The organism is Microbispora sp. GKU 823 (assembly GCF_002027145.1).
In the GTDB taxonomy this organism is placed as follows: Bacteria; Actinomycetota; Actinomycetes; order Streptosporangiales; family Streptosporangiaceae; genus Microbispora; species Microbispora siamensis.
In genome coordinates, this window is the sequence record NZ_MWJN01000032.1 from 60,173 (window position 1) to 85,664 (window position 25,492).

The 25,492-nt window shown below is 72.4% G+C and carries 23 protein-coding genes and 2 pseudogenes; 11 read left to right on the plus strand and 14 right to left on the minus strand.

Annotated elements, in window-relative coordinates:
• Positions 1-122: 122 nt before the first annotated feature.
• The gene (locus B1L11_RS18785) at positions 123-1,454 is read right to left on the minus strand and encodes an NAD(P)/FAD-dependent oxidoreductase (RefSeq protein WP_079315692.1); all 1,332 of its coding nucleotides are present in this window, start codon (positions 1,452-1,454) and stop codon (positions 123-125) included.
• 179 nt (positions 1,455-1,633) lie between these two features.
• Positions 1,634-2,437, minus strand: coding sequence for a uracil-DNA glycosylase (locus B1L11_RS18790; RefSeq protein ID WP_079315693.1), 804 nt, complete (start codon positions 2,435-2,437; stop codon positions 1,634-1,636).
• A gap of 234 nt (positions 2,438-2,671) precedes the next feature.
• Between B1L11_RS18790 and B1L11_RS51180 the strand changes: the two genes are divergently transcribed.
• The 4 genes from B1L11_RS51180 to B1L11_RS18805 all read left to right on the plus strand — a co-directional run bounded on the left by B1L11_RS51180 (position 2,672) and on the right by B1L11_RS18805 (position 4,821).
• Positions 2,672-3,352, plus strand: coding sequence for a cytochrome P450 (locus B1L11_RS51180; protein WP_256862680.1), 681 nt, complete (start codon positions 2,672-2,674; stop codon positions 3,350-3,352).
• Complete coding sequence (locus tag B1L11_RS51185) at positions 3,295-3,876, plus strand: cytochrome P450 (protein WP_256862683.1); 582 nt, start codon at positions 3,295-3,297, stop codon at positions 3,874-3,876. The genes B1L11_RS51180 and B1L11_RS51185 overlap by 58 nt, the downstream gene beginning before the upstream one ends.
• A gap of 96 nt (positions 3,877-3,972) precedes the next feature.
• Positions 3,973-4,389 carry an SRPBCC family protein gene (locus B1L11_RS18800; RefSeq protein WP_079315694.1) on the plus strand — a complete coding sequence of 139 codons (417 nt, stop codon included), beginning with the start codon at positions 3,973-3,975 and terminating at the stop codon, positions 4,387-4,389.
• 3 nt (positions 4,390-4,392) lie between these two features.
• The gene (locus B1L11_RS18805) at positions 4,393-4,821 is read left to right on the plus strand and encodes a MarR family winged helix-turn-helix transcriptional regulator (protein WP_079315695.1); all 429 of its coding nucleotides are present in this window, start codon (positions 4,393-4,395) and stop codon (positions 4,819-4,821) included.
• Between the two features lie 12 nt (positions 4,822-4,833).
• Here B1L11_RS18805 and B1L11_RS18810 read toward each other — a convergent pair whose 3' ends face one another.
• From B1L11_RS18810 to mfd, 9 genes and pseudogenes are all read right to left on the minus strand, one after another.
• Positions 4,834-5,838, minus strand: a complete 1,005-nt coding sequence (locus tag B1L11_RS18810) for a DUF1700 domain-containing protein (protein ID WP_143737366.1) — start codon at positions 5,836-5,838, stop codon at positions 4,834-4,836.
• The gene (locus tag B1L11_RS18815) at positions 5,835-6,164 is read right to left on the minus strand and encodes a PadR family transcriptional regulator (protein ID WP_030507598.1); all 330 of its coding nucleotides are present in this window, start codon (positions 6,162-6,164) and stop codon (positions 5,835-5,837) included. Before B1L11_RS18815 ends, B1L11_RS18810 begins: the two co-directional genes overlap by 4 nt.
• A 69-nt stretch (positions 6,165-6,233) precedes the next feature.
• A pseudogene (locus B1L11_RS18820) lies at positions 6,234-7,182 on the minus strand (exopolyphosphatase).
• 70 nt (positions 7,183-7,252) lie between these two features.
• Positions 7,253-7,771, minus strand: coding sequence for a DUF501 domain-containing protein (locus B1L11_RS18825; protein ID WP_079315697.1), 519 nt, complete (start codon positions 7,769-7,771; stop codon positions 7,253-7,255).
• 90 nt (positions 7,772-7,861) lie between these two features.
• On the minus strand, positions 7,862-8,323 hold the full coding sequence (locus tag B1L11_RS18830) for a septum formation initiator family protein (RefSeq protein WP_239108533.1): 462 nt from the start codon (positions 8,321-8,323) through the stop codon (positions 7,862-7,864).
• Positions 8,324-8,483: 160 nt separating this feature from the next.
• Positions 8,484-9,764, minus strand: coding sequence for a phosphopyruvate hydratase (gene eno / locus B1L11_RS18835; RefSeq protein WP_079315698.1), 1,281 nt, complete (start codon positions 9,762-9,764; stop codon positions 8,484-8,486).
• Between the two features lie 162 nt (positions 9,765-9,926).
• Positions 9,927-10,847, minus strand: a complete 921-nt coding sequence (locus B1L11_RS18840) for a MazG family protein (protein WP_306291676.1) — start codon at positions 10,845-10,847, stop codon at positions 9,927-9,929.
• 172 nt (positions 10,848-11,019) lie between these two features.
• A complete protein-coding gene (locus B1L11_RS18845) occupies positions 11,020-11,667 on the minus strand; it encodes a hypothetical protein (protein ID WP_143737367.1) in 648 nt (215 codons plus the stop codon).
• 52 nt (positions 11,668-11,719) lie between these two features.
• A complete protein-coding gene (mfd, locus tag B1L11_RS18850; RefSeq protein ID WP_079315700.1) occupies positions 11,720-15,217 on the minus strand; it encodes a transcription-repair coupling factor in 3,498 nt (1,165 codons plus the stop codon).
• Between the two features lie 227 nt (positions 15,218-15,444).
• Here mfd and B1L11_RS18855 point away from each other — a divergent pair, with 227 nt between their 5' ends.
• Positions 15,445-16,176, plus strand: a complete 732-nt coding sequence (locus B1L11_RS18855) for a methyltransferase domain-containing protein (protein WP_179155213.1) — start codon at positions 15,445-15,447, stop codon at positions 16,174-16,176.
• Between the two features lie 4 nt (positions 16,177-16,180).
• Here B1L11_RS18855 and B1L11_RS18860 read toward each other — a convergent pair whose 3' ends face one another.
• Both B1L11_RS18860 and B1L11_RS18865 read right to left on the minus strand, forming a co-directional pair.
• Positions 16,181-17,443 carry a hypothetical protein gene (locus B1L11_RS18860; protein WP_143737368.1) on the minus strand — a complete coding sequence of 421 codons (1,263 nt, stop codon included), beginning with the start codon at positions 17,441-17,443 and terminating at the stop codon, positions 16,181-16,183.
• Positions 17,440-17,970, minus strand: a complete 531-nt coding sequence (locus B1L11_RS18865; RefSeq protein WP_372974696.1) for a SigE family RNA polymerase sigma factor — start codon at positions 17,968-17,970, stop codon at positions 17,440-17,442. Before B1L11_RS18865 ends, B1L11_RS18860 begins: the two co-directional genes overlap by 4 nt.
• Before the next feature lie 112 nt (positions 17,971-18,082).
• Between B1L11_RS18865 and cysC the strand changes: the two genes are divergently transcribed.
• The gene (cysC, locus tag B1L11_RS18870; RefSeq protein WP_079315702.1) at positions 18,083-19,300 is read left to right on the plus strand and encodes an adenylyl-sulfate kinase; all 1,218 of its coding nucleotides are present in this window, start codon (positions 18,083-18,085) and stop codon (positions 19,298-19,300) included.
• Positions 19,301-19,316: 16 nt separating this feature from the next.
• Here the strand turns inward: cysC and B1L11_RS18875 are convergent, their stop codons facing one another.
• Positions 19,317-20,348, minus strand: coding sequence for a glycoside hydrolase family 26 protein (locus tag B1L11_RS18875; protein ID WP_079315703.1), 1,032 nt, complete (start codon positions 20,346-20,348; stop codon positions 19,317-19,319).
• A 310-nt stretch (positions 20,349-20,658) separates the two neighbouring features.
• On the opposite strand from B1L11_RS18875, the gene B1L11_RS18880 reads away from it, so the two are divergent.
• From B1L11_RS18880 to B1L11_RS18900, 5 genes and pseudogenes are all read left to right on the plus strand, one after another.
• Positions 20,659-21,960: a hypothetical protein gene (locus B1L11_RS18880; RefSeq protein WP_079315704.1), complete on the plus strand. Its 1,302-nt coding sequence runs from the start codon at positions 20,659-20,661 to the stop codon at positions 21,958-21,960.
• A gap of 108 nt (positions 21,961-22,068) precedes the next feature.
• Positions 22,069-23,304, plus strand: a complete 1,236-nt coding sequence (locus B1L11_RS18885; protein ID WP_256862681.1) for a hypothetical protein — start codon at positions 22,069-22,071, stop codon at positions 23,302-23,304.
• Entirely contained in the window at positions 23,301-24,236 is a 936-nt protein-coding gene (locus B1L11_RS18890) for a hypothetical protein (RefSeq protein WP_079315705.1), read from the plus strand. The genes B1L11_RS18885 and B1L11_RS18890 overlap by 4 nt, the downstream gene beginning before the upstream one ends.
• Positions 24,233-25,087, plus strand: a complete 855-nt coding sequence (locus tag B1L11_RS18895; RefSeq protein ID WP_079315706.1) for a sulfotransferase domain-containing protein — start codon at positions 24,233-24,235, stop codon at positions 25,085-25,087. Before B1L11_RS18890 ends, B1L11_RS18895 begins: the two co-directional genes overlap by 4 nt.
• Positions 25,088-25,249: 162 nt before the next feature.
• Positions 25,250-25,492: pseudogene (locus tag B1L11_RS18900) on the plus strand (hypothetical protein); the annotation flags it as partial.

Genomic DNA, 25,492 nt, shown 5'->3' on the forward strand with positions numbered 1-25,492 from the left:
CTTCTCCCCCCTCCACCACACCAGCATGTCAGAGCGCAGGAACACACAACGGCCCGGCGGGGTGCGCCGCCGGGCGTCTGCGTGTCCTGAGGTCGTGCCGTCGATCCGTCCGCGCCGAGCGGTCAGCGCTTGGGGCCGCTCTTCGCGGCCGCCCTGAACTCGTCGCGCGGGTGCTCGATCTCGCCGAGAGAGATCGTCTCGCGCTTGAAGAACAGCGACAGCGTCCAGTCCATCACCACGCGGACCTTCCGGTTGAGGGTGGGCACCCGCGACAGGTGGTAGGTGCGGTGCATGAACCAGGCCGGGAAGCCGCGCAGCTTCACGCCGTAGACGTTCGCGACGCCCCGGTAGAGGCCGAGCCCGGCGACCGACCCGGCGTACTTGTGCCGGTAGTCCTGCAGCTTCTCTCCGCGCAGGTACGCCGCGATGTTGTCGCCGAGGACCTTCGACTGCCGTACGGCGTGCTGGGCGTTGGGCGCGCAGTACTGGCCGGGGTTGGTCACGTCGGGCACGCCCGCGATGTCGCCGGCGGCGAAGGCGCCCTTGACACCCGCCACGGTCAGGCGCGTCGTGGTCTTGATCCGGCCGCGCTCGTCGAGCGGCAGGTCGGTGGAGTTGACGATCGGGCTCGCCTTGACGCCGGCGGTCCAGACGATCGTGGCCGACTCGAACTCGTCGCCGTCCGAGGTCTTGACCAGGCCGCCCTCGCACGACTGGAGGAACGTCTCCATCTTGAGCTCGATGCCGCGCTCGCGCAGCTGCTCGGCGGTCCACTCGCCCATCTCGGGGCCGACCTCGGGCAGGATGCGGTTGGACGCCTCGATCAGGACCCAGCGCAGGTCCTTCTTGTCGATGCTCGGGTAGTACTTGATCGCGTCCTCGGTCATGTCCTCGAGCTCGGCGAGGGCCTCGATGCCGGCGAAGCCGCCGCCGACCACGACGAAGGTCAGCGCGCGGCGGCGCACGTCCTCGTCGTCGCTCGACTCGGCCCGGTCGAGGAGGGCCAGGACCCGGTTGCGCAGCGCAATGGCCTCGCCGACGGTCTTGAAGCCGATGGCCGCGTCCTCCAGGCCGGGGATCGGCAGCGTACGGGAGATCGAGCCGGCCGCCATGACGACGACGTCGTACTCGATCTCACGCGACTGGCCCGCCGCGGGCTCGAAGGTCAGCGTGCGCGCCTCGTGGTGCACCTTGGAGACCTTGCCGTTGAGGATGCGCACCTTGGGCAGCACCCGGCGCAGCGGGGCCACGACGTGGCGCGGCGAGATGTTGCCGGCCGCCGCCTCGGGAAGGAACGGCTGGTAGGTCATGTACGACTGCGGGTCGATGAGCGTGATCCGCACGCTGCCGTCGCGCAGCTCCCGGCGGAGCGTGCGCTGGAGACGAAGAGCCGTGTAAAGGCCCACGTACCCACCGCCGACGATGACGACGTGCTTCCAGTTGCGGTCTGCCACGGATGCCTCCCAACGCTTGTGAAAGCATTCACAAGCCTACGTCACGAGTCGGCAACCGCACCAACCCACTAGGGCCAAAGGTCCAGTGATTTTCCCCACTTAGTCATCTCTTGACGACATTTCTCAGGAAAATTCCCACGTTCTTCCCTTCGTGATCGACTTCACACTTGTGAAATGGTTCACAAGTGCGCCGTACCCAGGGCGGCGGCGCGGGCGAAGACCGCGTCGAGCATGTCCGTAGTGACCCGGCCGGTGAAGGTGTTCTGCTGGCTCGGGTGGTAGCAGCCGATGAGCGTGACCGGAGCCGCGCCGTAGGAGACGGGCACCTCCACGGCGTGGCCGAACGGCGGTCTGCGGGGCGGCAGGGCGAACCCGGCCTCGCGCAGCGCGGGCCACACCGCCTGCCAGGCGAAGCCGCCGAGCGCCACGATCACCCTGGTCGTGCCTGCAACCAGCGCGAGTTCCCTGGCGAGCCAGGGGAAGCAGGTGTCGCGCTCCTCCGGAGTGGGCTTGTTGGCGGGCGGCGCGCACCGCACCGCCGCCATCATCCGGGCGCCGATCAGCCGCTGCCCGTCGCCCGCGTGGACGCTGGTCTCCTGCGCGGCGAGCCCGGTGCGGTACAGCGACGCGAACAGCCAGTCGCCGCTGCGGTCGCCGGTGAAGATCCGGCCGGTCCGGTTGCCGCCGTGCGCGGCGGGGGCCAGACCGACGATGAGCGTGTGCGGCGCCTCGTCGCCCCACCCCGCGATCGGCCGGCCCCAGTAGGTCTCGTCCGCGAACGCCCGCCGTTTGACGTCGGCGACCTCCTCCCGCCACTCGACGAGGCGGGGGCAGGCGCGGCACACCGACTGCCGGGCGGTCAGTTCGGTCAGCATTCGGCTGTCTGCGGCCAGTTTGGCGACCTCGTGGGCATCGTGGGCGACGGGGGTGTCCGGGCACGCGGGGTCGCCCGGCCAGCCGGAACCGGGAGGAACGGAGCTCATGACACCGATCGTGCCAGGTCAAAAGGCGTGCGTCGGCCAGAAGCCTGCTCTCGCGACGCCGGCGCCCGCGACCGCCGATCGCGCCGCCCGGAACCGGCGCCCGGCGCCGCGCAGTCGCGCGGTCCACCGGTCTCCACCCGGTGTCCATGAAGCATCCGCGCCGTGTCACGAAGAGGCCATGCCGAGAAAGATTCCAATCTTTTCCGTCGTGCCGGAGGTGGGTACGTACGGCGCGTGTCGACCGACTCAATCCCCCCGCTGTTCGGCCCGGCGTTCGACGCCGACCCCTACCCCGCCTACGACTGGCTGCGCCGGAACGCCCCGGTGACCCGTGTGCCGCTGCCCGGCTGCGAGGCGTGGCTGATCACGCGGTACGAGGACGCCGTGACCGCGCTGACCCACCCCGCCCTCGCCAAGGACCCGGCGGCCGGCTCGCCCGAGTGGCGGGCCGCCTCTCTCGGCCTGCCCCTGGACCACCGGCCCGGTCTCGCCCGCCACATGATCAACGCCGACGGAGCCGACCACGCGCGCCTGCGGCGGCTCGTGAGCGCGGCCTTCACGCCCCGGCGGATGGCGGGGCTGCGGACCCGGGCGCTGGAGGTGACCGACGCGCTGCTCGACCGCCTCGACGGCCCCGAGGCGGATCTGATCGCCGGTCTCGCCTATCCGCTGCCGATCACGATCATCTGCGACCTGCTCGGCGTGCCCGAAGAGGACCGGGCCACCTTCCATCACCACGCCTCCGTCATCGACTCGGCGGCGCGTCCGAGGTGGAGGAGATCACCCGCGCCACGGACGCCCTGGAGAGCTTCCTGGCCGACCTGGTCGAGCTCAAGCGCTCCCGGCCGGGCAACGACCTGCTCACCGATCTCGTACGCCGGTCCAACCAGGGTGAGATCGACAAGGACGAGCTGACCTCGACCGCGTTCCTGCTCCTGATCGCCGGCCACGAGACGACCGTCGCACTGATCGGCAACGGCCTGCTCGCGCTGCTGCGGCATCCCGGCCAGGCGGCGGCCCTGCGCGCCGATCTCTCCCTGCTGCCGGACTTCATCGACGAGATGCTGCGCTACGACGGTCCCGTGCGGAACGCCACCTGGCGCTTTCCCACCGAGCCCGTGGTCATCGGCGGCCAGGAGATGCTGCCCGGGGAGCCCATCCTCGTCTCGCTGCTGGCGGCCAACCGGGACCCGGCGGCGTTCGCCGACCCGGACGCGTTCTCCCCCGGCCGGATCGGCGAACCGCACCTCGCCTTCGGCCGGGGGCCGCACTACTGCGTCGGCGCTGCCCTGGCCAAGGTGGAGGGAGAGGCCGCGATCGGCCGGGTACTCGAGCGGTTCCCCGATCTGGCCCTCGCCACCGACCCCGCCGAGCTGAGCTGGTGGCCGAGCGCCATCATGCGCGGCCTGTTCTCCTTGCCCGTCCGCCTGCACGGCTGACGTCCCGCCCGGCTCCGTCCGTCAACGGAGCGGCCCGTGGACAAATAGTCTACGCGTAGATAATCTCTGCGCAGGCAATGAGCGAAGGAGCCCGGTATGTGGGAGTACGAGCACAGCGTGGAGACCGCCGCGAGCGCGGGCACGGTCTGGCGGCACTGGTCGGACATGGCGGCGTGGCCGCGCTGGAACGACGGGATCGAGAGCATCGAGGTCGACGGGCCGTTCGCCGTCGGCACGACGTTCACGATGACCCCGCCGGGCGACGAGCCGATCCGGATGCGCCTGACCGAGATCGAGCCGGGCACGTGGTTCACCGACGAGATGGACGCCGGCGACTTCGTCGTACGGACCGTGCACCGGCTCGAACCGGCCGACGGCCGCACCAGGATCGTCTACCGCACCGAGATCACCGGCCCGGCCGCGGACGAGGTCGGCCCGCAGCTCGGCCCGGCCGTCACCGCCGACTTCCCCGACGTGCTGGCCGCGCTGGTGCGGCTGGCAGAGGAGGGCTAGACCATGCCGCCGCTGGACCCCGAGGAGAGCCCGGGGTTCCTGCTGTGGCACGCCACGCTCCGCTGGCAGCGCGACATCGCCGCGGCCCTCGCGCCGCTGGATCTCACGCACGTGCAGTTCGTCCTGCTGGCGAGCACGTGGTGGTTGAACTCCCACGGCGAGGATCCCAACCAGCTCACGCTGGCCCGGCAGGCCGGCACGGACGTGAAGATGACCTCGCAGGTCATCCGCAAGCTGGAGGCCAAGGGCCTGGTCCTGCGCGAGGTCGACCCCGCCGACACCCGAGCCAGGAGGCTACGGGTGACCGAGCGTGGCGCCGCCCTCGCGCAGGAGGCCATCGCCGTGGTCGAGGGGGTGGACCGGACCTTCTTCCGGTCCGTCTCCGACCGCACGACGCTCCTGACCATGCTGCGTGCGCTCGGGTCCGGCTGACCCGGTGTCCCCCTATCGGTGCCGGCGGGACGGAGTGGCGGAGGGCGACGGCTCGGCGGACGGCGACGGTGAGGCGGAGGGCGTCGCGGAGGCCGTGGGCGCCGGCGTGGCGGGCGTCGGCGTGACGGGCACGCAGGTCGCCTCCGGTTGGGCGGGATCGACGCGCTGCTCCACGGGCTTCAGCGGCAGCGGGTAGGCGTTGCGGATGGGCGGCTCCCCGTCGCAGGGAATGACGAGCTCCTGGTCGAAGCCCTGCTCCAGCATGATCGGATTGCCGTCCTGGTCGTAGAGCCGGACGTTGTGCAGCGGCGTCCCGTCCTCCGCGTACGGGAAGATGTTGTAGACGTCCCCGCCCAGCGAGGACACCGTCTCCACCCGCATCCCCGGATCCGGCTGGGGGCCGTAGTCGAAGGCCACGCTGCGCGACGACGTGCTGGGGACGTCGGCCATCGCCGTGATCACGAGGACCGCGGCCAGCAGGTTGGCCCGAGCCAGGCAGCACCCGGCCCCAGCGCGACGGCCGCGTACGGCCCCGCCGGCCCAGGCCACCACCGACCCCCAGATGACCGCGAGCGTGAACACCCAGGCGGGGATGTCGCCGGGAACCAGCCCGGGGGCGCTGATCGGCGCGAGCACGGCCAGCGCGAGCGCGTAACCCCGCAGCACCCACCACGCGGGGCGCAGCTCGGGCGCGAAGGCGGCGGCCTGACGGTAGGGCGGGAGCACGAGCAGCCGCGTGTGGAAGCGCCGGACGGCTCCGCTCACCCGCCCGCGCAGCCGACCGCCCAGCGAGGAGCCGCCGCCCGACGGGCGCCCGCCGTAGGCGGCCCGCAGCTCGGCGGCGTACGCCTCGGGGCTGCCGAGGCGTTCCTCCAGCGACATGCCCGGCTCGGCGGCGACCTCGGCGAGATGTTCGTCCAGGTCCTCCAGCAGCGCGTCCCTGTCGCGGGCGGGGAGATCGGCGAGCGCCTCGCGTACGGCGGCAGCATAGTCCTGGGGCGTCATTGGGGGATTCATCCCGGATCGACCTCCTTGAGCAGGTCGTTCATGGTGGCGGCGAAGGACGTCCAGGTCTTCGCCGAGGTCTGGAGGAGCGAGCGGCCCACGTCGTTCAGGCCGTAGTACTTGCGGTGCGGTCCCTCGTCGGAGGCGACCACGTAGGAGGTGAGCGCTCCGGCCTTGAAGAGCCGCCGCAGCGTCCCGTACACCGAGGCGTCGCCGACGTCCTCCAGCCCCACCTCACGCAGGCGGCGTACGACGTCGTATCCGTAGCTGTCGCGCTCGGCGAGGACCGCGAGGACCGCCAGGTCGAGTACTCCTTTGAGGAGCTGGCTGCTGTCCACGCATCGCACAGTACTACGCAATGCGCACTAGCGGCAAGATCAGGTCCGGAGGGGCCGGACCACGGGCGGTCAGGCGGTGAGGGACCAGGCGATGCCGTCGAGGATGTCGTGCTCGCTGACCACGACCTCGGAGAAGCCGTAGCGGCGGACGATGCGGTCCAGGATGAGCGCGCCCGCGCCGATGACGTCCACCCGGCCCGGGTGCATGACCGGGATGGCCGCCCGCTCGTCGTGCGTCATGCGCAGCAGCCGCGCGGACACCTCGTGGACCCGCTCGGCGGGGATGCGCGAGTGATGGATGCGCGCGGGGTCGTAGGCGGGCAGATCGAGCGCGATCCCGGCGACCGTGGTGACCGAGCCCGCCAGGCCGACCAGCGTCCGCGCCGTGCGCACGGGGACGCTCTCCTCGACCCGGTCCATGGCCGCCTCGACGTCGGCGACGGCCGCCTCCACCGTCTCGGCACTCGGCGGGTCGTCGCGCAGGTGGCGCTCGGTCAGCCGTACGCAGCCGATGTCCACCGACAGCGCGCCCTCGACGGACCGGGAACCGACGACGAACTCGGTCGAACCGCCTCCGATGTCCACCACCAGATAGGGGGGTCTCGGCCTCGGCGCCCGAGCGGGCCAGGCCCCGGGTCGCGCCGGTGAAGGACAGCCGCGCCTCCTCGTCACCGGTCACCACCTCGGGCTCCACGCCGAAGATGTCCCGCACGCCGGAGACGAAGTCGGCCCGGTTGGCGGCGTCGCGGGTCGCCGAGGTGGCGACCACGCGGACCGGCACGGGACCTGCCGGGGAGTGCTCCCTGATCAGCTTGGCGTACCCGCGCATGGCCGTGAACGTCCGCTCCAGGGCCTCCGGCGCGAGCCGTCCCGTACGGTCGACGTCCTGGCCGAGCCTGACGATCTCCATCCGCCGCTCGACATCGGTGAGGTCGTCGCCCGAAATGTCCGCGATGAGAAGGCGGACCGAGTTGGTCCCGCAATCGATGGCCGCGACCCGCTTCGTCTTCACGCTCATCCCCTCCGGCCTCCGGTCGGCTCCCCGCACCACGACGGCGCTCCCGTTTCGGTCCCGCGCCCGGCCGGGCTCATGACTGCTCTTCGGATTTCTCCACGGCCACGCAGGGGCCGCCGGCCCACCAGTCGGGCAGCGCGTCGAGGGCCTCGCGGCCGAAGGGGTTGACCCCCGGCGCGGCCAGCTCGTGGGCGACCAGCGCGTGCAGGCACTTGACCCGGCCCGGCATGCCGCCGGCGCTCTGCATGCCGCGCGGCAGCGGCTCCAGGCCCTCCTCGTCGGCCGCCCGGTCGCGGCGGGCGACGTAGTCCTCGTGGGCCGCCCGGTAGGCCTCGGCCAGCTCGGGGTCCTCGGAAAGCCGGGCCTGCATGCTCTTCATCAGGCCGGAGGACTCCAGCGTGCCGATCGCCGAGGCGGCCTTCGGGCAGGTCAGGTAGAACAACGTGGGGAACGGCGCGCCGTCGGGCAGCCGCGGCGCGGTCTCCAGCACGTCGGGCAGCCCGCAGGGGCACCGGTGGGCGACGGCCCGCACCCCGCGCGGCTGCCGCCCGAGCTGCGCCCGCGCCGCCGCCAGGTCCCGCGGGGTCCACACGGCCCGCGTGGCCCACGTGGTCCGCCTGGTCGTCCACCACGTCGATCTCCTCGCCCTTCACGATGCCCTGCCCGGGCGCGTCCGCGGTCCTCATCCCGCCGGGGCCGACGCCGGCGCGGATGCGGACGCCGTCGGTGCGGGGCTCCGCCCCGCCGCGGGCGCGGCGGGCCGCCCCTTGTCGGCCGCCTCGAACGACCGCCAGAGAGTGACGTACCAGGCGGGCCGCTCCGGCTGCTTCGCCCCCGCCTTGGCGGCGGCGGTCCCGGCCGTCTCGTCGTCGAGCACCTGGTAGCAGTCCGCGCCCGGCTCGCAGTAGAACAGCCGCTCCTTGGCCAGGCGCTTGATGTAGTCCGGGTCCTCCAGCCGCCGGCGCCGCTGCTCCAGATTCTGGAGCTTGCGCAGCGCGTTCGCCTGCTGCTCCTCCAGCTGGGCGATCTGCCGGCGCTGGGCGACGTACTCCCGCACGGGGTAGGCCAGGCTCATGGCGATGGCGCACACGACGACCGCGAGGATCGCCGCGCGCCCGGTGAGCTGCGGCCGCTTCGCCGCCACGAAACCACCCCTCCCGGTCGGTCAGCGCATGGCTCGGTCAACGGCCACACTAACCGCCCGTCCCGGCCGTACACGCCCGGACGGGCACGGCGTCGCCGCGCCCATCGCCACACCAGGCGTCCGGAACGTGTCCAGCCGGGCTACCCCCGTCTGCCGCCGACTAGCCCTGGAAGCGCGGGAAGGCGGCGCGACCGGCGTACCGCGCCGCGTCGTCGAGCAGCTCCTCGATGCGCAGGAGCTGGTTGTACTTGGCCACCCGGTCCGAACGGGCCGGGGCGCCGGTCTTGATCTGGCCGCAGTTGGTGGCCACGGCGAGGTCGGCGATCGTGGTGTCCTCGGTCTCGCCCGAGCGGTGGCTCATCATGCAGCGGTAGCCGCTGCGGTGGGCCAGGTCGACCGCGTCGAGGGTCTCCGACAGCGTGCCGATCTGGTTCACCTTCACCAGCAGCGCGTTGGCCGCGCCCTCGGCGATGCCGCGGCCGAGGCGCTCGGGGTTGGTGACGAACAGGTCGTCGCCCACGAGCTGGACCTTGGCGCCGAGCGAGGTGGTGATGGCCTTCCAGCCCTCCCAGTCCTCCTCGTTCAGCGGGTCCTCGATCGAGACCAGCGGGTAGGAGCGGACCAGGTCCTCGTAGAAGGAGATCAGCTCGGCCGCCGACACGCCCTTGCCGTCGATCGTGTAGACGCCGTCGTTGTGGAACTCGCTGGCCGCGACGTCGAGCGCGAGCGCGATGTCCTGGCCGGGCGTGTAGCCGGCCTTCTCGATGGCGACCATGATCAGGTCGAGGGCGTCGCGGTTGGACGGCAGGTTGGGCGCGAAGCCGCCCTCGTCGCCCAGGCCGGTGGCGTAGCCCTTCTCCTTCAGCACGCCCTTGAGCGTGTGGTAGGTCTCCGCGCCCATGCGCAGCGCCTCGGAGAACGTCTCGGCGCCGATCGGCGCGATCATGAACTCCTGGATGTCCACGTTGGTGTCGGCGTGCGCGCCGCCGTTCAGGATGTTCATCATCGGCACGGGCAGGATGTGCGCGTTCGGCCCGCCGACGTAGCGGAACAGGGGCAGGTCGGCGCTGTCGGCGGCGGCCTTGGCGACGGCCAGCGAGATGCCGAGGATCGCGTTGGCCCCGAGGCGGGCCTTGTTGGGCGTGCCGTCCAGGTCGATCATCGTCTGGTCGATGAGACGCTGCTCCTCGGCGTCGAAGCCGATGAGCTCGTCGGCGATCTCGTCGGTCACGCCGAGGACGGCCTTCTCGACACCCTTGCCGAGATAGCGCTTCTTGTCCCCGTCGCGCAGCTCGACGGCCTCGAACTGACCGGTGGAGGCGCCACTCGGAACGGCGGCACGGCCGGTGCTGTAGTCGTCCAGCAGTACCTCGACCTCGACCGTGGGGTTCCCACGGGAGTCGAGGATCTCGCGGGCGGTGATGGCCTCGATGGCAGCCACGAACGCTCCTAGCAAAATGGCGGGCGGTTTGCCTCCTGAGCCTATCGGTCCCTACTACTCGGTACGGCGCAGGGCCGCCCGTTCACGGCGTGTCCGGCGGCGTCACCGGTCGACCGCTCTCCCACTCCTCCACGCGCCGCCGGTACTCCCTGGCCGCCGCCCTCAGCTCGGCCTCGGGGTCGAGCCCCGTGTCCTGGGTCTCCCGTACGAGCGCGAACAGGCGGGCGCCGGCGGGCGGGGCGAGGTCGCCGGCGAGAGAGGCGGGCGCGCCGGCCCGGCCGGTGCCCGGCGCAGGAGCTGGGCGGCCAGGGAGATCGCCGGCTGGCCCATGGGCACGCCGCTGAGCGCCGAGGCGGTCTCCCCCTTGGCGGCCCGCTCGGCCGCCTTGATCGTCTCCCAGTTGTCGCTGACCTCACCGGCGCCGGAGACCTCGACCTCCGCGAAGACGTGCGGGTGACGGCGGACCAGCTTCTCCACGATCCCGGCGGCGACGTCGTCGATGTCGAAGCCGTCCCCGGCCTTCCCTTCCGGGCCCATCCGTTCCTGGGCGAGCCGGGCGTGGAACATCACCTGGAGCAGCAGGTCGCCGAGCTCCTCGCGCAGCGGCGGGCCGTAGTCGCCCTCGTGGATGGTCTCCAGCACCTCGTAGGCCTCTTCGACCAGGTAGGGCACGAGCGACTCGTGGGTCTGCTTGCGGTCCCACGGGCACTCGCGGCGCAGCCGGTCCATGACCTGGACAAGGTCGAGCAGCCGGGCGCCGGGCAGGTCGTAGGAGCCGGGGACGACCTCGATCTCCGGCGGCTCGTCCAGGGAGATCGCGGCGTGGCCGACCGCGCGCATGAAGTCCTCGTCGCCGTCCTGCGCGGCCAGCCACACCACCGTCCCCGTACGGCTCTCGCGGGCGATCGCGCCGGGGTCGGGGGTCACCACCTCGACCCGGACGCCGGCCTCGTCGAGATAGGGGAGGTAGGGATGGTCGGGGGTGCCGGTGAGCACCCGGCCTCGGGTGAGGGCCTTCCACGCCGCGGGCGCGAGCAGGCCCGGAGCGACCCGAGGCGAGGTGGTCACCACGATCAACGCCATGGCCTCAGCCTAATGTGAAGGCCGTTCACTCCGGCGTGCGAGGAGCGGAGCGGGCGGAAGCGAGGACCGGAGTTTTCGCCCGGCGCGGTGACGTCCCAACGACCCACCACGGCACAGCACACGGGCCGCCCGGGCGGGTGGTCCGGGCGGCCGTAACCGTGGCGGTCGCGGCTCAGCCCGCCTGGGGGGCGCCGGCCGCACCCGCGGCGGCCCCGCCCGCCGGGGCCGTGCTCGATGCGCCGAAGCGGTCGTCGGGCACGAAAATCGCCTGCTTGGGGTCGTACTTGCCGTAGCGCGGGCTGTACTTCACCGGCACAGTGGAGTCGGCCTCCTCCATGACCTTCTGCACCGCCGCCTGCTGGCTCGCCTGGTCCTGGCCGGCCCCGGCCTGCTGCATCAGCTTGATGCGGATGACGTAGGCGCGCAGGAAGTCGCGGCCCTGGTCCAGCGGGATGGCGCTGGCCAGCAGCACCTTCTTGAACTGGTCCCAGCCGCCCTGCGCCGCGGCGATGTCGTCGACGTCCCGGTCCGTAGCCGTGACGCCCTTGCGCTGGCCGAACTCCTGGAACTGCCTGCTGAAGCTCATGTTGAGCAACACCATCTGCGGCAGCGAGGCGGGCAGCTGGAGCTGCTCCTCGGGGATCTTGTTGGCGGCCAGGTCGGCGCGCAGCGCGCGGACCTCGTCGTTCAGCTTGCTGGAGGTGATGCGCTCCTTGCCCACGATGGCCGCGGAACCCGCCTGCACGGGGCCGCCGCACGCGGTCACGGCGATCCCGGCCGCCGCCAGCGCCACGGCGGCGCGCACTCGATACGACTTCACGGACGATCCTCCCGAACGACACCGGCCACGCGTATGTTGACAATTTCGCGGGTCACTGTACCCGCATCGGCTCCAGGAACAGGGCCTCGACCAGGTCCCCACACCATTTCAGCAGGTCGAGGTCGCGTAGTGGCTGACCGCCGATCGGCTTCGTCTTGGGCACCGGCACGAGCAGGATGCCCGTCGCCTGCTTCCAGATGGAGCGGGGATAGAGCCGCTGCAACCGCACCTGCTGGGAGTCCCTCAGCTCCACGGGCGCGAACCTGATCTGCTGGCCCTGCAGCGTCACGTCGGTCAGCCCCGCCTTGCGGGCCTTGATGCGGAAGCGTGCCACCTCCAGCAGGTTGTCCACCTCCTGGGGCGGCCTGCCGTACCGGTCGGTGAGCTCGTCGCGGACCGCCGTGATGTCGTCCTCCGAGCCGATCGCCGCGATCCGCTTGTACGCCTCCAGGCGCAGCCGCTCCGAGGTGACGTAGTCGTGCGGCACGTGGGCGTTGATCGGCAGCTCGACCTTGACCTCGGGCCGCTCCTCCACCTTCGCCTCGCCCGCGAGCTTGGACTTCTGCTCCTGGACGGCCTCGGCCATCATGCGGACGTACAGGTCGAAGCCGACGCCGGCGATGTGGCCCGACTGCTCGGCCCCGAGGATGTTGCCGGCGCCGCGGATCTCCAGGTCCTTCATCGCGACGTACATGCCCGCGCCCATCTCGGTGTGCTGCGCGATCGTGGCGAGCCGCTCGTGCGCGGTCTCGGTCAGCGGCGACTCCGGCGGATAGAGGAAGTAGGCGTAGCCGCGCTCGCGGCCCCGGCCGACCCGGCCGCGCAGCTGGTGGAGCTGCGACAGGCCGTAATTGTCCGCCCGGTCCACGATGAGCGTGTTGGCGTTGGGCACGTCGAGGCCGGACTCGACGATCGTGGTGGAGACGAGCACGTCGAAGTTGCGCTCCCAGAAGTCCACCATGATCTTTTCGAGCTGGCTCTCGTTCATCTGGCCGTGGGCGACCGCGATCCGCGCCTCCGGCACCAGCTCGTGCAGCCGCGAGGCGACCTTGTCGATCGTGCGGACCCGGTTGTGGACGAAGAACACCTGACCGTCGCGCATCAGCTCGCGCCGGATCGCCGCCGCGATCTGCTTCTCGTCGTACGGCCCGACGAACGTGAGGATCGGGTGCCGCTCCTCCGGCGGGGTGAGGATGGTCGACATCTCGCGGATGCCGGTGAGGCCCATCTCCAGCGTCCGCGGGATCGGCGTCGCCGACATGGCGAGCACGTCCACCTGCGTGCGCATGTGCTTCATGGCCTCTTTGTGCTCGACGCCGAACCGCTGCTCCTCGTCCACGATGATCAGCCCGAGCTCCTTGAACTTCACCTCGGGCGACAGCAGCCGGTGGGTGCCGATCACCACGTCGACCGCGCCCGTACGCAGGCCGTCGAGGGTCTCCCGCACCTCCGCGTCGGTCTGGAACCGGGAGATCGGCTTCACCGTGACGGGGAAGCTGGCGAACCGCTCGCCGAACGTCGACAGGTGCTGCTGCACGAGCAGCGTCGTCGGCACGAGCACGGCGACCTGCTTGCCGTCCTGCACCGCCTTGAACGCCGCCCGCACCGCGATCTCGGTCTTGCCGTAGCCGACGTCGCCGCAGATCAGACGGTCCATCGGGACGGGCCGCTCCATGTCGCGCTTGACCTCGTCGATCGCTTCGAGCTGGTCGCCCGTCTCGGCGTACGGGAAAGCGTCCTCCATCTCCCGCTGCCAGGGGCTGTCGGGGGCGAACGCGTGACCGGGCGAGGCCATCCGGGCCGAGTAGAGCCGGATCAGCTCGCCCGCGATCTCCCTGACCGCCTTCTTCGCCCTGGTCTTGGCCTTGGCCCAGTCGGCCCCGCCCATGCGGTTGAGCGTGGGCGCCTCGCCGCCGACGTAGCGCGTGACCTCGTCGAGCTGGTCGGTCGGCACGTAGAGGCGGTCGCCCCTGGCGTACTCGATCACGAGGTATTCGCGGGTCGCGCCCTGGATCGTGCGCTGCACCATCTCGACGTAGCGGCCCACGCCGTGCTGCTCGTGCACCACGTGGTCGCCGACCTTGAGCTGGAGCGGGTCGACCATGTTGCGGCGGCGCGACGGCAACCGCCGCATGTCCTTGGTGGACGCCTTCTGGCCGACGAGGTCGAGGTGGGTCACCACGGCGACGTCCGGCGTGACGAAGCCGTGGTCGATGCGGCCCGTCGTGACCTGGACGACGTCCTTCGGCGGCGGACCGTCGAGGGACGGCACCAGCCGCGCCGCCACGTCCACGCCCTTGAGCAGCTCGACCATGCGCTCGGCCGGGCCGTGCCCCTCGCTCAGCAGCACGACGGCCTTGCCCGTGCCCATCCAGCCCTTGATGTCGGCGAGCGCCCGCTGCGTGTCGCCCCGGTAGGCCTCGACGTCCTGCGCGTCCAGCTCCACGCCCTCGCCGAAGGGGGCGATGCTCCACCACGGCTGGCCCAGCTCACCGGCGTGGTCGCGCACCTCCTCCAGCGTGCGGAAGGCGGCCGCCTTCAGGTCGATCGGGGCCTCGCCGCCCGCCGCCGCGGCGATCCAGGACGCCTCCATGAACTCCTGGCTGGTGTGGACCAGCTCGACGGCCCGGCCGCGGATCCGCTCGGGGTCGCAGACGAACACGGCCGACCGGATCGGCAGGTGGTCGAGCAGCAGGTCCATCTCCCCGGCGAGCACGGGCGCGAACGCCTCCATGCCCTCCACCGGCACGCCCTCGGCGAGCTGGTCGAGCACCTCCTTCAGCGCCGGGTGCTCCTCCCCCAGCTCGCGGGCGCGCCGCCGTACGTCGTCGGTGAGCAGCAGCTCGCGGCAGGGCGCGGCGAACAGCCCGTCCTGGGCGACCTCGAGCGAGCGCTGGTCGGCCACCTTGAACCAGCGGATCTCCTCGATCGTGTCGCCCCAGAACTCCAGCCGCAGCGGGTGCTCCTCGGTGGGCGGGAACACGTCGAGCAGGCCGCCGCGCACGGCCACCTCGCCGCGCTTCTCCACCATGTCCACCCGGTGGTAGCCGTTCTCGACCAGCCGGGCCACCACGTCGTCCAGGTCGGCGTCGTCGCCCGCGCGCAGCCGTACGGGCGCCAGGTCGCCGAGCCCGGCCACGATGGGCTGGAGCAGCGAGCGGATCGGGGCCACCACGATCCGCAGCGGGCCGGCCGCCGGGTCGCCCTCGATCGGGTGCGCCAGCCGCCGCAGCACGGCAAGGCGCTGGCCGACCGTGTCGCTGCGCGGCGACAGGCGCTCGTGCGGCAGCGTCTCCCAGGCGGGGAAGACGGCCACGGAGTTCTCGTCGACCAGGCTCGTGAGCGCGGCGGCGAGATCCTCCGCCTCGCGCCCGGTCGCCGTGACGGCGAGCACCGGCCGTACGCGGGACAGCGCGGCCACGGCGAACGGCCGCAGCGCGGGCGGCGCCACGAGCTCGGCGCCGGGGTGGGCGGCCTGCCCGGCGGCGTCGAGCGCGGCGGCCAGCCTGGGTTCGGCGGATACGAGGTCGAGCAGTCCGGAAAGAGACATCGATGCCTTCAAAAGCCCCGTGACAAAGACAGCCGGCGTGCGGACGCGGCCCCGTTCATCCGGCCGATCCCCCTAACGGAGGAGATCCGCGAGACGCTCCCAACCGGGCCGCGGCTACCAAGGCTACGCCCTGTCCACCCGCCTCGCTCCGCTCGCTCCTCGGTGCGGACATGATGGGTGACGGCAAATGCGCAACTGAACGTCGTCAAATGATTACTCTCAGTGTCATGACAGAGGTTCGGTTGTCGTCCGCCGACCAGGACGACGTGTTCAGCCAGCGGATTCGCGAGCAGTGGACCGACCAGCTCGGGCGGCGGCTCGACATCCTCATCGCCGGATGCGGCCGGGGCGGCGCCCTCGACGTGGGGCGCTACGAGCCGAGGATGACGGGGGTGGACGAGGATCTGCCGCCCCTGCGGGCCCACACCGCCAACCGCGGCGACCTGGAGGCGTCCTACCTGGGCGACCTGCGTCTCGTGCCGATCCCCCCGCGCTCCTTCGACGTCGTCTACGTGTCGTTCCTCCTCGAACGCATCCGGCACGCCGAGCTCGTGCTCGACCGGCTCGTCGCCGGGCTGCGTCCCGGCGGCCTGCTGCTGTTGAAGATGCGCGACCGCAAGTCGGCGTACGGCTTCTGCGACCGGGTGACGCCCCGCTGGCTGCGGCGGGCGCTGTGGCGCACGCTCGCCCCGGCCGGGTCGGTGGGGCCGCTTCCCGCGGTCTACGAGCCGCTGGCCTCCCGCGAGGGCATCCAGGCGTACTGCCTGATGCGCGGGCTGATGATCGCGGAGGACTACTCGGCGGTGAGCGGCCCGGCCCGGCGGGGTCCGCACGGCGGTCTGGTCGCCGTGGTCTGCCGGGCCGTGGCCGCGCTCTCGCGAGGCGGGCTCAACGGCACCGAGGACGAGATCACCATGGTGATCCGCCGCCCGCAGAACCACTTCGCCCGCCTCATCTGAGCCGCTACCTGAGGGTCAGGACCGGCTGCCACGTTCCGGCCTCCTGGCTGTTCTTCCGGTAGACCGAGAGCTGGACCATGTCCCCGCCGCCGACGCCCACCAGGACCAGGCCGTTGTGGAACTCGCTTCCGCACGTGTCCGCGCAGCCCAGCGCGACCAGGCGGCGGTCGTCGGCCCAGGCGAGAAGCTGGAGCACCTGCTGGTGGCCCACGGTCTCGCCCGTCGACAGCTCGGTGACCTTGGTGGGCATGCCGTCGGGGCCGGCGAGCAGCGTGCCGTCGGGCGACACGCCCGCCTTCGACTCCGAGGTGACGTAGCCGGGAGGTGCGTCGTGCGGTCTGCCCTCCAGGTCCAGGAAGGCGTCCGGCCGCTGCCAGACGTTGCTGCGCTCGCGGATCAGGGTGCCGTCGTCGCTCCACTCGAAGTCGCGCCTGGCGTTGCTGTTGTCCGTCCGGCAGGGATCGACGGCGTGGAAGTCGCCCGCCGTCCCGGTCGCCGCATCGACGACGTAGAAGCCGGTGCGGCTGGTGGAGATCATCTGGAACGGCGGCTGCAGGGGGTCGTCAGGCGTCGCCGCCACCCGCGCCGGGCACCTCCGCTCCTCGACGGACACGTTGTCCAGGTCCGGGTAGTCGTCGTAGGCGGTGGCCAGCAGGCGCGTGCCGTCCGGCGACCAGGACACGCCGCCCACGGGATGGTCCACCGGTACCCACGCTCTCACCTGGCGCGTCTCCATGTCGAAGATCCCGATCCTGCGTGCGGGGAGGTCCTTCTCCAGGACCGCCGCCCAGCGCAGGCCGGGCGCGACCTCGACCCAGCCCCACTCCGTCTTCTCGTACCGGCTCGTCGCAGGGTTGAGGAGATACCAGGTCCGGTCGAACAGTTTGCGCCCGGCGACGGTGCGCCACCCCCACGTGTAGTAGGCGGAGACGGCCACCCGGCCCGCCGCGATCATCGTCTCCGGCGGCGAGTTCTCGGTGTCGGTCAGCACGTCCTCCGCGGGGGTCGCCTGCCGGTAGGGCTCGACGGGCACCACCACCGGCGGGCCGCCGACCTGCGAGATCGACTCCTCGGTGAAGAGGGGGACCACGACCAGCGGCACCAGCAGGGCCACGGCCGCCACGACTGCCGCGCACGAGACCGCCCCCGCGAATCTCGTCAGGCGCAGCCGCGACCGGCGGCGCAGCGCGCGGTCGGCGAGGTCGCCGGGCACGCGGGCCTCCCGCGACCACTCCTCCAGCGTCTGCTTCAGCATCCGGGGCGTCATGAGATCACCTCACTCAGGCGCAGATCGGCGAGTTCCGGCGCGGTCGTCCGCAGCCGGGCGAGGGATCGGTGCGCGGTGCTGCGCACGGTCCCCACGGAGCAGCCGAGGATTCGGGCCACCTCGTCCTCGGGCAGGTCTTCGAGATAGCGCAGCACGAGCACGGCGCGCTGGCGGGGCGTCAGCCGGGCGAGCGCCCGGCGCAGGATCATCCGAAGCTCGGCCTCGTCGGTGCCCGCGCGGCCGGCCGGGTGCTCCGGCACGTCGGCCACACTGGTCTCCCGCTGCCGCCACGCCAGCCGCCACCAACTGATCTGCTGCCGGTACATGACCTGCCGCACGTACGCCTCGGGCTCGTCGAGCCGCCCCCACCGCGTGACGACCTTGGCCAGGGCGGTCTGCAGCAGGTCCTCCGCGGAGTGCTGGTCCCCTCCGGTCAGCAGATAGGCCAGCCGCATCAGCGCCGGCGCGCGGGCCGACACGAATTCACGGAATCGTCGCTCTTCCGCGTCGTCGCGGATGGCGTTCACGAGCACCTCCTCCTCGGATTAATGTCTGCCTGTAGACGCCCCGAGCACCGGCGCGCTATGCGTGCGGTTGCCAGTAGGGTGCGTATTCGATTAACCGAGCGAAACGGAAGCCATGACCGAGTGGACGCCCGACGCGCGTGAGCTGGCCGACCTGGAGCTGCTGCTGTCCGGGGCGTACGCGCCGCTGACCGGCTTCCTCACCTCGGCCGAGGTGGAGAGCGTGGTCGAGCGCGGGCGGCTGTCCGGCGGGGCGCCCTGGCCCGATCCGATCACCATCGCGCTCCCCGACGAGTTCGGGCCCGGCGACCGGGTGACGCTCAAGGACCCCGAGGGCGCGGCGGTCGCGGTGCTGACCGTCGTGGAGCGGGACGGCCACCACGCGGCCGGACCGGTCGAGGCGCTCGACACCCCCGTGTACGGCCCGTTCTCCCGGCTGCGCCGTACTCCGGAGGAGGTGCGCAAGGACCTGCCGGACGGCGAGGTCCTCGCGGTGACCATGCGCGGGCCGCTCGACGGGGCCGCGCTCGACGACGTGGCGGCGACCGCCGAGGAACTGGACGCGACCGTGCTCCTCATGCCCCTCGTCTTCGGCGAGGGCGGGCCTGCCGTGGTGCGGGCCGCGCTCAAGGCGGCGGAGCGGCTCCCCGGGGCGATGGTGGTGGCTGTGCCGCTCGCGCCGCGCGAGGACACCGAGATCGACCTCGAACTCCGCGAGCACGTGGCCCGCAACTACGGCGCCACCGAGCACTACGCCGGTCCGGCGCCGGTCACCATCCCGGGGCCGCCGCACAAGCGGGGTCTCGTGGTGTTCTTCACCGGACTGTCCGGCTCGGGCAAGTCGACGATCGCCCGGGGGCTGCGCGACGCGCTGCTCGAACGGGGCGGCCGCACGGTCACCTACCTGGACGGCGACGTCGTGCGGCGGATGCTGTCGGCGGGGCTCACGTTCTCGCGGGAGGACCGCGACCGCAACATCCGCAGGATCGGCTTCGTGGCCGCCGAGGTGGCCCGCCACGGCGGCCTGGCCATCTGCGCGCCCATCGCGCCGTACGCGGCGACCCGGGACGAGGTGCGGGCGATGGTCGAGGAGGTCGGCGGCGACTTCCTGCTCGTCCACGTGGCCACGCCGCTGGAGGAGTGCGAGCGCCGCGACCGCAAGGGCCTGTACGCCAAGGCGCGGGCCGGGCTGATTCCGGAGTTCACCGGGATCTCCGACCCGTACGAGGAGCCGGAGGACGCCGACCTCGTCCTCGACACCACGGACATGACGATCGAGCGGGCGGTCGGCGCCGTGCTGAACCTCGTCACCTCGGGCGGCTGGGTCCGCTGAGGCGTCCGCCGAAGGCTCAGGAGGGCGGCACCGGCGTGGACGTGAAGCGGGGCAGCCGCCCGAGCTGCGCGAACGCCCGGGTGGCGCCCGGCGTGGTGTCGAACCTGGTGTCGCCCCGGGGCGCCAGCGGCGAGTCGAAGTAGACCAGCGCCTTGATCTGGGGGTAGTCCCCGATCTGACGCCGGACCGACTCGAAGAAGTCGCGCTTGAACCCGGGCGCCCCGCGCCGCTCGAAGGCGCCCCACTCGGCGACCATGATCGGCTTGGCCGGGAACCTGGCCTGCATCCACCGGTAGAACCCGGGCCAGCCCGGCGCGTCGGGCCGGGTCTTGTCGACCAGCCCGGCGAAGTCCGTCACCCGGTCGTCCGCGTACGGGTCGAAGGCCACCCAGTCGACCACGTCGTCGCCGGGATAGAGCCTGCCGAACCACGGCTTGACCGCCCAGTTGGGCGCGCCCATGTAGGTCATCACGGTCACCGCGTTGTGCACCCCCTGTTGCCGCAGGCGGGTCACCACGTGGCGGTACATCGCGACGTAGTCGGCGGGCGAGTATCCCCCGCCCTCGCGTACGTCGTTCTCCGGCTCGTGGTGGATCGTGAGGAAGAACCGGCCGGGGAAGGTGGCCCGGATGTGCTCGGCGAGCCGGTCGAGGCGCCCGTCCACCTCGCCGCGCGCGACCTCGGCCCAGGTGTGGTCGAGCGCCGGCTTCCAGTTCACCAGCAGCAGGCGGGGCCCCTTGGCGATCTCCCGCTCCTCGGCGGTCGGGAAGAGTTCGCCGCCCCGGTGGTAGACGTGCACGATGTTGGCCCGGCGGCCCATGCGCCGTTCGGCCATGTCCACCGCGCGGACCGGGCCGCGCCCGGAGAAGACGTCGGGCGCGATCCCCCACCACGCCCCGCACGTCGGGATGAGCTTGTCGGTGACCACGCAGGCGACCGGCGTCGTCCCGGCGCCGCCGCCCGGCACCCGCCCGCTCGTGGCGGTGCCCGTGCAGGCCGTCGCGCACGCCCCCGCCACCAGTACGGCCAAGCCGGCGATGAGTCTCATCGCGCCCCCTTCCTCGGCAGACCACGCAATGAACGGATGGGCAAACACCATCCCATCAATCGGCGTGACTTTGGGGGCCGTTTCCCCATCTCACGTGTACGGAAATATCCGTTTTCATCGGCTAATTGCGCGGCCATTGCCTGACGCAATTCGGCAATAGCCGGGGACGAAACTCCGCGGCGGCTTATAGTTCGAGACCGGATCCCGCCGGACCACCGCCGGGACCACGAACGCGCCCGGCCGCCCCTTCCTCGTCCCGGGGGCCACCGATGGCCGCGGCCGCGTGACGAACGAGGGCACGGGGAGTTCCATGAGCCTGCCGCCGCACAGCCGCGACCTTTCCGAATACGGTTCGGTGCTCGGGCGCAGGCGCCTGATCGCCACCGTCTGCCTGCTCGCGGGAGTGGGCGGCGGGGCCGCGGCGCTCGCGGTGACCCCCGCGCGCTACACCGCGGTCGCCCAGGTGCAGGTGTTGCCGACCGGCGCGCAGGAACAGTTCAACGTGCCGAGTTCCCGGCAACGGGAACCGCTCAACCTCGACACCGAATCGCAGATCGCCCGGTCGGCGGTCGTTTCCGCCCTGGCCGCCGCGATTCTCCGGAATCCGGATCCGGAGGAATTGCGGGAGCACGTGACAGTGGACGTTCCTCCCAATTCCGCCATTCTCTCCATTTCTTACTCGGCGTCCGATCCCCGGGCCGCGGCCGCGGGGGCCCAGGCGTACGCGGAGGCCTATCTGCGCAACCGCGCCCGCGCCGCCGAGGACGCGATCGACGCCCAGTTGAAGCTGATCGCCGCGCGGCTGCGCGAGGTCAAGGACGACCTCGACGGGGCCACCACGCCCCAGGCGGCGACCACTCAAACAGCCCAGGCCGCGCAGACCACGCAGACCACGCAGGCCGTGACCGCCCAGACCCCGCAGGGAACGGCCAGGCGGCAGGCCATGCTCGCCCGGCAGGTTTCGGACCTCACGCTGCGCTACGACGCGCTCAAGACCGTCGCGGTGACGCCGGGCACGGTGATCAGCCCCGCCAGGCCGCCCGCGCGGCCGGCCCATCCGAGCCCTCCGCTGTTCCTCGGCAGCGGGCTGTTCCTCGGCGTACTCGCCGGGGCGGGGGCCGCGTTCGGCCGCGACCGCCTCGACACCCGCATCCGCACGGGCGCGGACATCGAGCGGCTGTGCGGCCTGCCGCTGCTCGCCGAGCTTCCGGCCCGGCCGGATCCGGCGTTCCTCGACGAGATGGCCGCCGCCGTCGCCACGTCGCTGGGCGGCGGGCCCCACCGGCTGCTCCTCGAAGGCGTGGGGGCAGGAAGCGTCGAAGGCGTGGGGGCACGGAGCCCGGAAGGCGTGGGAGCACGGAGCACCGTCAGGCCGCTCGCCAAGGGACTCGGCTCCGCGCTGGCGCATCTGGTGCCGGTGACGGTCGTGACCGGACGGTCCGCCCACCCCGACGCCGCCCTGTTGCTGGTCGGCCTGCGGCGGACGACCTCCCCTGAGGTCACCCGGGCCGTACGGCAACTCGCCCGGCAGGGCGCCCGCGTGCTCGGCGCCGTCGCGGTGCCGCCGGGGTTCGTCGCGCCCGTCCCCGAGACCGCGGAGTGGGGCGCGTGACCATTCCCGCCCCCCGCACCGCCCCTGCATCCGGCCCCCCCGCCCCCGGCACCGTCCCGCGCGGGCGGCGTGGCCGATCGCGGCGTTCCTGCTCGGTTATCCGGTCTGGTGGGCGCTCGGCCTGGGCGGCTGTCGGTGGTGGTGCTGGCCGTGCCGATGGCGGTGGTGCTGTTGCGCAGGCGGCCGATCCGCGCGCCGAAGGGCTTCGGCCTGTGGGCGCTGCTGCTGGCGGGCTACCTGGTCAGCGCGCTCGCGCTCGCCGAGACCCCCGACGGCACGTACGGCGAGCTCGCCGCCGGCCGCGTCATCGGCTACCTGATGCGGCTGACCGTCTACGTCTCACTCCTGGTCATGGTGCTCTACCTGGGCAACCTCACTCATGAGGAGCTGCCGCAGCGCACCCTGGTCAGGTGGCTCGGCGTGCTGTTCCTGACGGCCGTCGCGGGCGGGCTGCTCGGCGTGCTCGCGCCGGGCTTCGCGTTCACCTCGCCGCTGGAGACGGCGCTGCCGTCGTCGATCGCCGGCAACCCGTTCGTCGCCAACCTGATCCATCCGACGGCGGCCCAGATGCAGCACGTGCTCGGGCACGCCGAGCCGCGCCCGGAGGCGCCGTTCGAGTGGGCCAACGCCTGGGGCAGCGACGTCTCGGTGCTGGTGATCTGGTTCGTGGTGGGCTGGTGGACCTACGGCGGGCCGTACCGGCGCGTGGCGGCCGTGCTCGCGCTCGCCGCCGCCGCGGTCCCGGTCGTCTACTCGCTCAACCGGGGCCTGTGGATCGGGCTCGGGATCTCGGCGGCCTACCTGGTGATCCGGGGCGCACGCCCCCTCCTGGCCGGTGCGGTCGCCGCCGTCGCCGCCGCGGCGTTCCTACTGTCGCCGCTGAGCACGATCGTCGCGCAGCGGCTGGACAACCCGCACAGCAACGGCATCCGCGCGTTCACGGTCGCCGCCACCGTCCGGGTCGCGGCCACGTCGCCGGTCATCGGCTACGGCAACACGCGCAACGCGTACGGCAGCCACCGCACGGTCACGACGGGCCGCAGCCCGTGGTGCGTGGAGTGCGGCCATCCCCCGCTCGGCAGCGACGGGCAGCTGTGGCTGCTGCTGATCAGCCAGGGCTTCGCGGGGGCGCTGCTGTACGTCGCCTTCTTCGCCGGAGCGGTGCGGCGCTACTGGGCGGACCGTACGCCGATCGGCAAGGCGGGGACGCTCGTGATGATCCTCGTGCTGCTCTACATGTTCGTCTACGACGGGCTGATCAGCGCCCTGACCCTGTATCTGATCTCCTTCGCCCTGCTCTGGCGCAACGCCGCCGGCACATCGGACCTCCGGGAGGCGCGATGAGAGACGCGGCCGATCGTCTCCACTACCTGGACGAGGTGATGAACCTGCTGTTCCCCCCTTCCCGGTCCGGCGCCCGGCCGGGCGTCCGCAGCGTGCTGCCGCACCGCCTCGTCCCCCGGCGGGTCGTCCCGCGCGCCTGGTGGCACGCCGCGCTGGGCCGCGGCCTGCCCGTCGGCCGCGGGACCGACACGATCGAGACGCACCTGAGCGACGTCCTCGGCCGCCGGATGCGGGTCGTCGTCCACGTCAGGCCCGCCCGCCGCGCCAACCGCAAACCGATCCTGGAGGCGTACGACGAGTCGGGGCTCGCGGGGTTCGTGAAGATCGGCGACTCGCCGCGGGCCAGGCGGCTGGTGCGATACGAGAGCGAGGTGCTGCGCATGCTCGCCGGACGGCCGTTGAAGGTCGTCGTGCCGCCCGACGTGCTGTATCACGGCGAGTGGCGGGGCCTCGAGGTGCTGATGCTGTCGCCGCTGCCCGTGACCTCCCGCCGCGTGTCCGCCCCCTTGCTCGCCTCGGCCATGGGAGAGATCGCCGCCATCCGCCCGCACGACGAGGAGACAGGCTCCGGGGAGGCGGCCTGGCACGGCGACTTCACCCCCTGGAACGTCGCGGCGGGGGCGGACGGGCGGCTGCTCGTGTGGGACTGGGAGCGGTTCGCCGTGGGCGTGCCGCTCGGCTTCGACGCCCTGCACCACTTCTTCCACCGGGCGCTGCGCCGGATGCCGCCTCCGGTCGCCGCCCGAGCCTGCCTCGCCCAGGCGGGCGGGCTCCTGGAACCGTTCGGCGTCGACGTGGCCCGGGCACGCCGTACGGCGGTCCACTACCTGGTCGCCCTGGCCGAGCGGCACCGCCGCGACGGCCACGAGCCGCTCGGGCCGCCCGCCGTCTGGCTGAACCCTCTGGTCGATCACCTGGAGTGCCTGCTGTGAGGTCCACTCTGAAGCACTCGGCGCACGCCGTCTCGCTCGCCGCCGGGAGGGCGACCAGCGCGGGCAGGGTGCTGCCGTCGTTCCTGATCATCGGGGCCCAGCGGTGCGGCACGACCTCGCTGTATCGCGCCCTCTCCCGGCATCCGCTCGTCATGAAGCCGGTGCTGCGCAAGGGCGTGCACTACTTCGACATGGCCTACGAGCGGGGCCTGCCGTGGTATCGCGCCCACTTCCCGCTGGCGTCCAGGGTGCGGGCGCTCAGGTTCCGATGGGGTCATGCCCCCCAGGCGTTCGAGTCGGCCCCCTATTACCTGTTCCATCCCCTGGCGGGGGCCCGCATCGCCGGAGACCTTCCCGGGGTCAAGCTGATCGCCCTGGTCCGGGACCCGGTCGAGCGGGCCTGCTCCGCGCACGCGCACGAGCTGGCGCGGGGGTTCGAGACCGAGCCGTGCTTCGAGCGCGCCCTCGCGCTGGAGCCGGAGCGCCTCGCGGGCGAGGACGAACGGCTGCGGACCGTCCCCGGGTACGCGAGCCACGCGCACCGGCACCAGGCGTACCTGGCCCGCGGACGGTACGCCGAGCAGCTGGCCCGGCTGGAGCCGCTCGTGGGACGCGACCGGATCCTGGTCCTCGACAGCGGACTGCTGTTCCGCGATCCCGGCGCCGCGTACGACCGGGTGCTGGGGTTCCTGGGACTGCCCCGGCTCGGCGGCGTGGAGTTCGAGCGGCACAACGCCAGGCCGCGGGAAGCCATGCCCGCGTCGGTCTACCGGCGGCTTCGCGAGCACTTCGAGCCGTGGGACGCGCTGCTCGTCCCGTGGCTGGGAGCGGTGCCCTCGTGGCGGCGCTGACCGGTCTTCCGCGGCCGGGCGGCCTGATGAGGCACGGAGTCGCCGGTCTGGCCACGGCGGGGGCCACGGCGGGCGGGCAGTTCGCGCTCGTGCTGGTGGTGACGCGGTCGCTCGCCCCGGCGGCCGCCGGGGCGTTCTTCGACGGCCACCGCGCTGTGCCTGATGCTCGCGGGCGTCGTCCGCCTCGACACCGGCAACGGCCTGGTCCACGCCCTGGCCCGCAACCGCGTCGACGGCGCCGGTGGCGATGGGGGCAGGCGGCTGGTCCGCGGGGTCCTCGCGCCGGTGGCCGCGCTCGCGTCCGTGACGGGGGCCGGTGTTGTTCTGGCCTCCGGGCCGCTGGCCCGGCTCACCGGCGTGCCCGGCGGCGTCTGGGTCGTGCTGGCCGCCGCCCTGCCGTTCGTC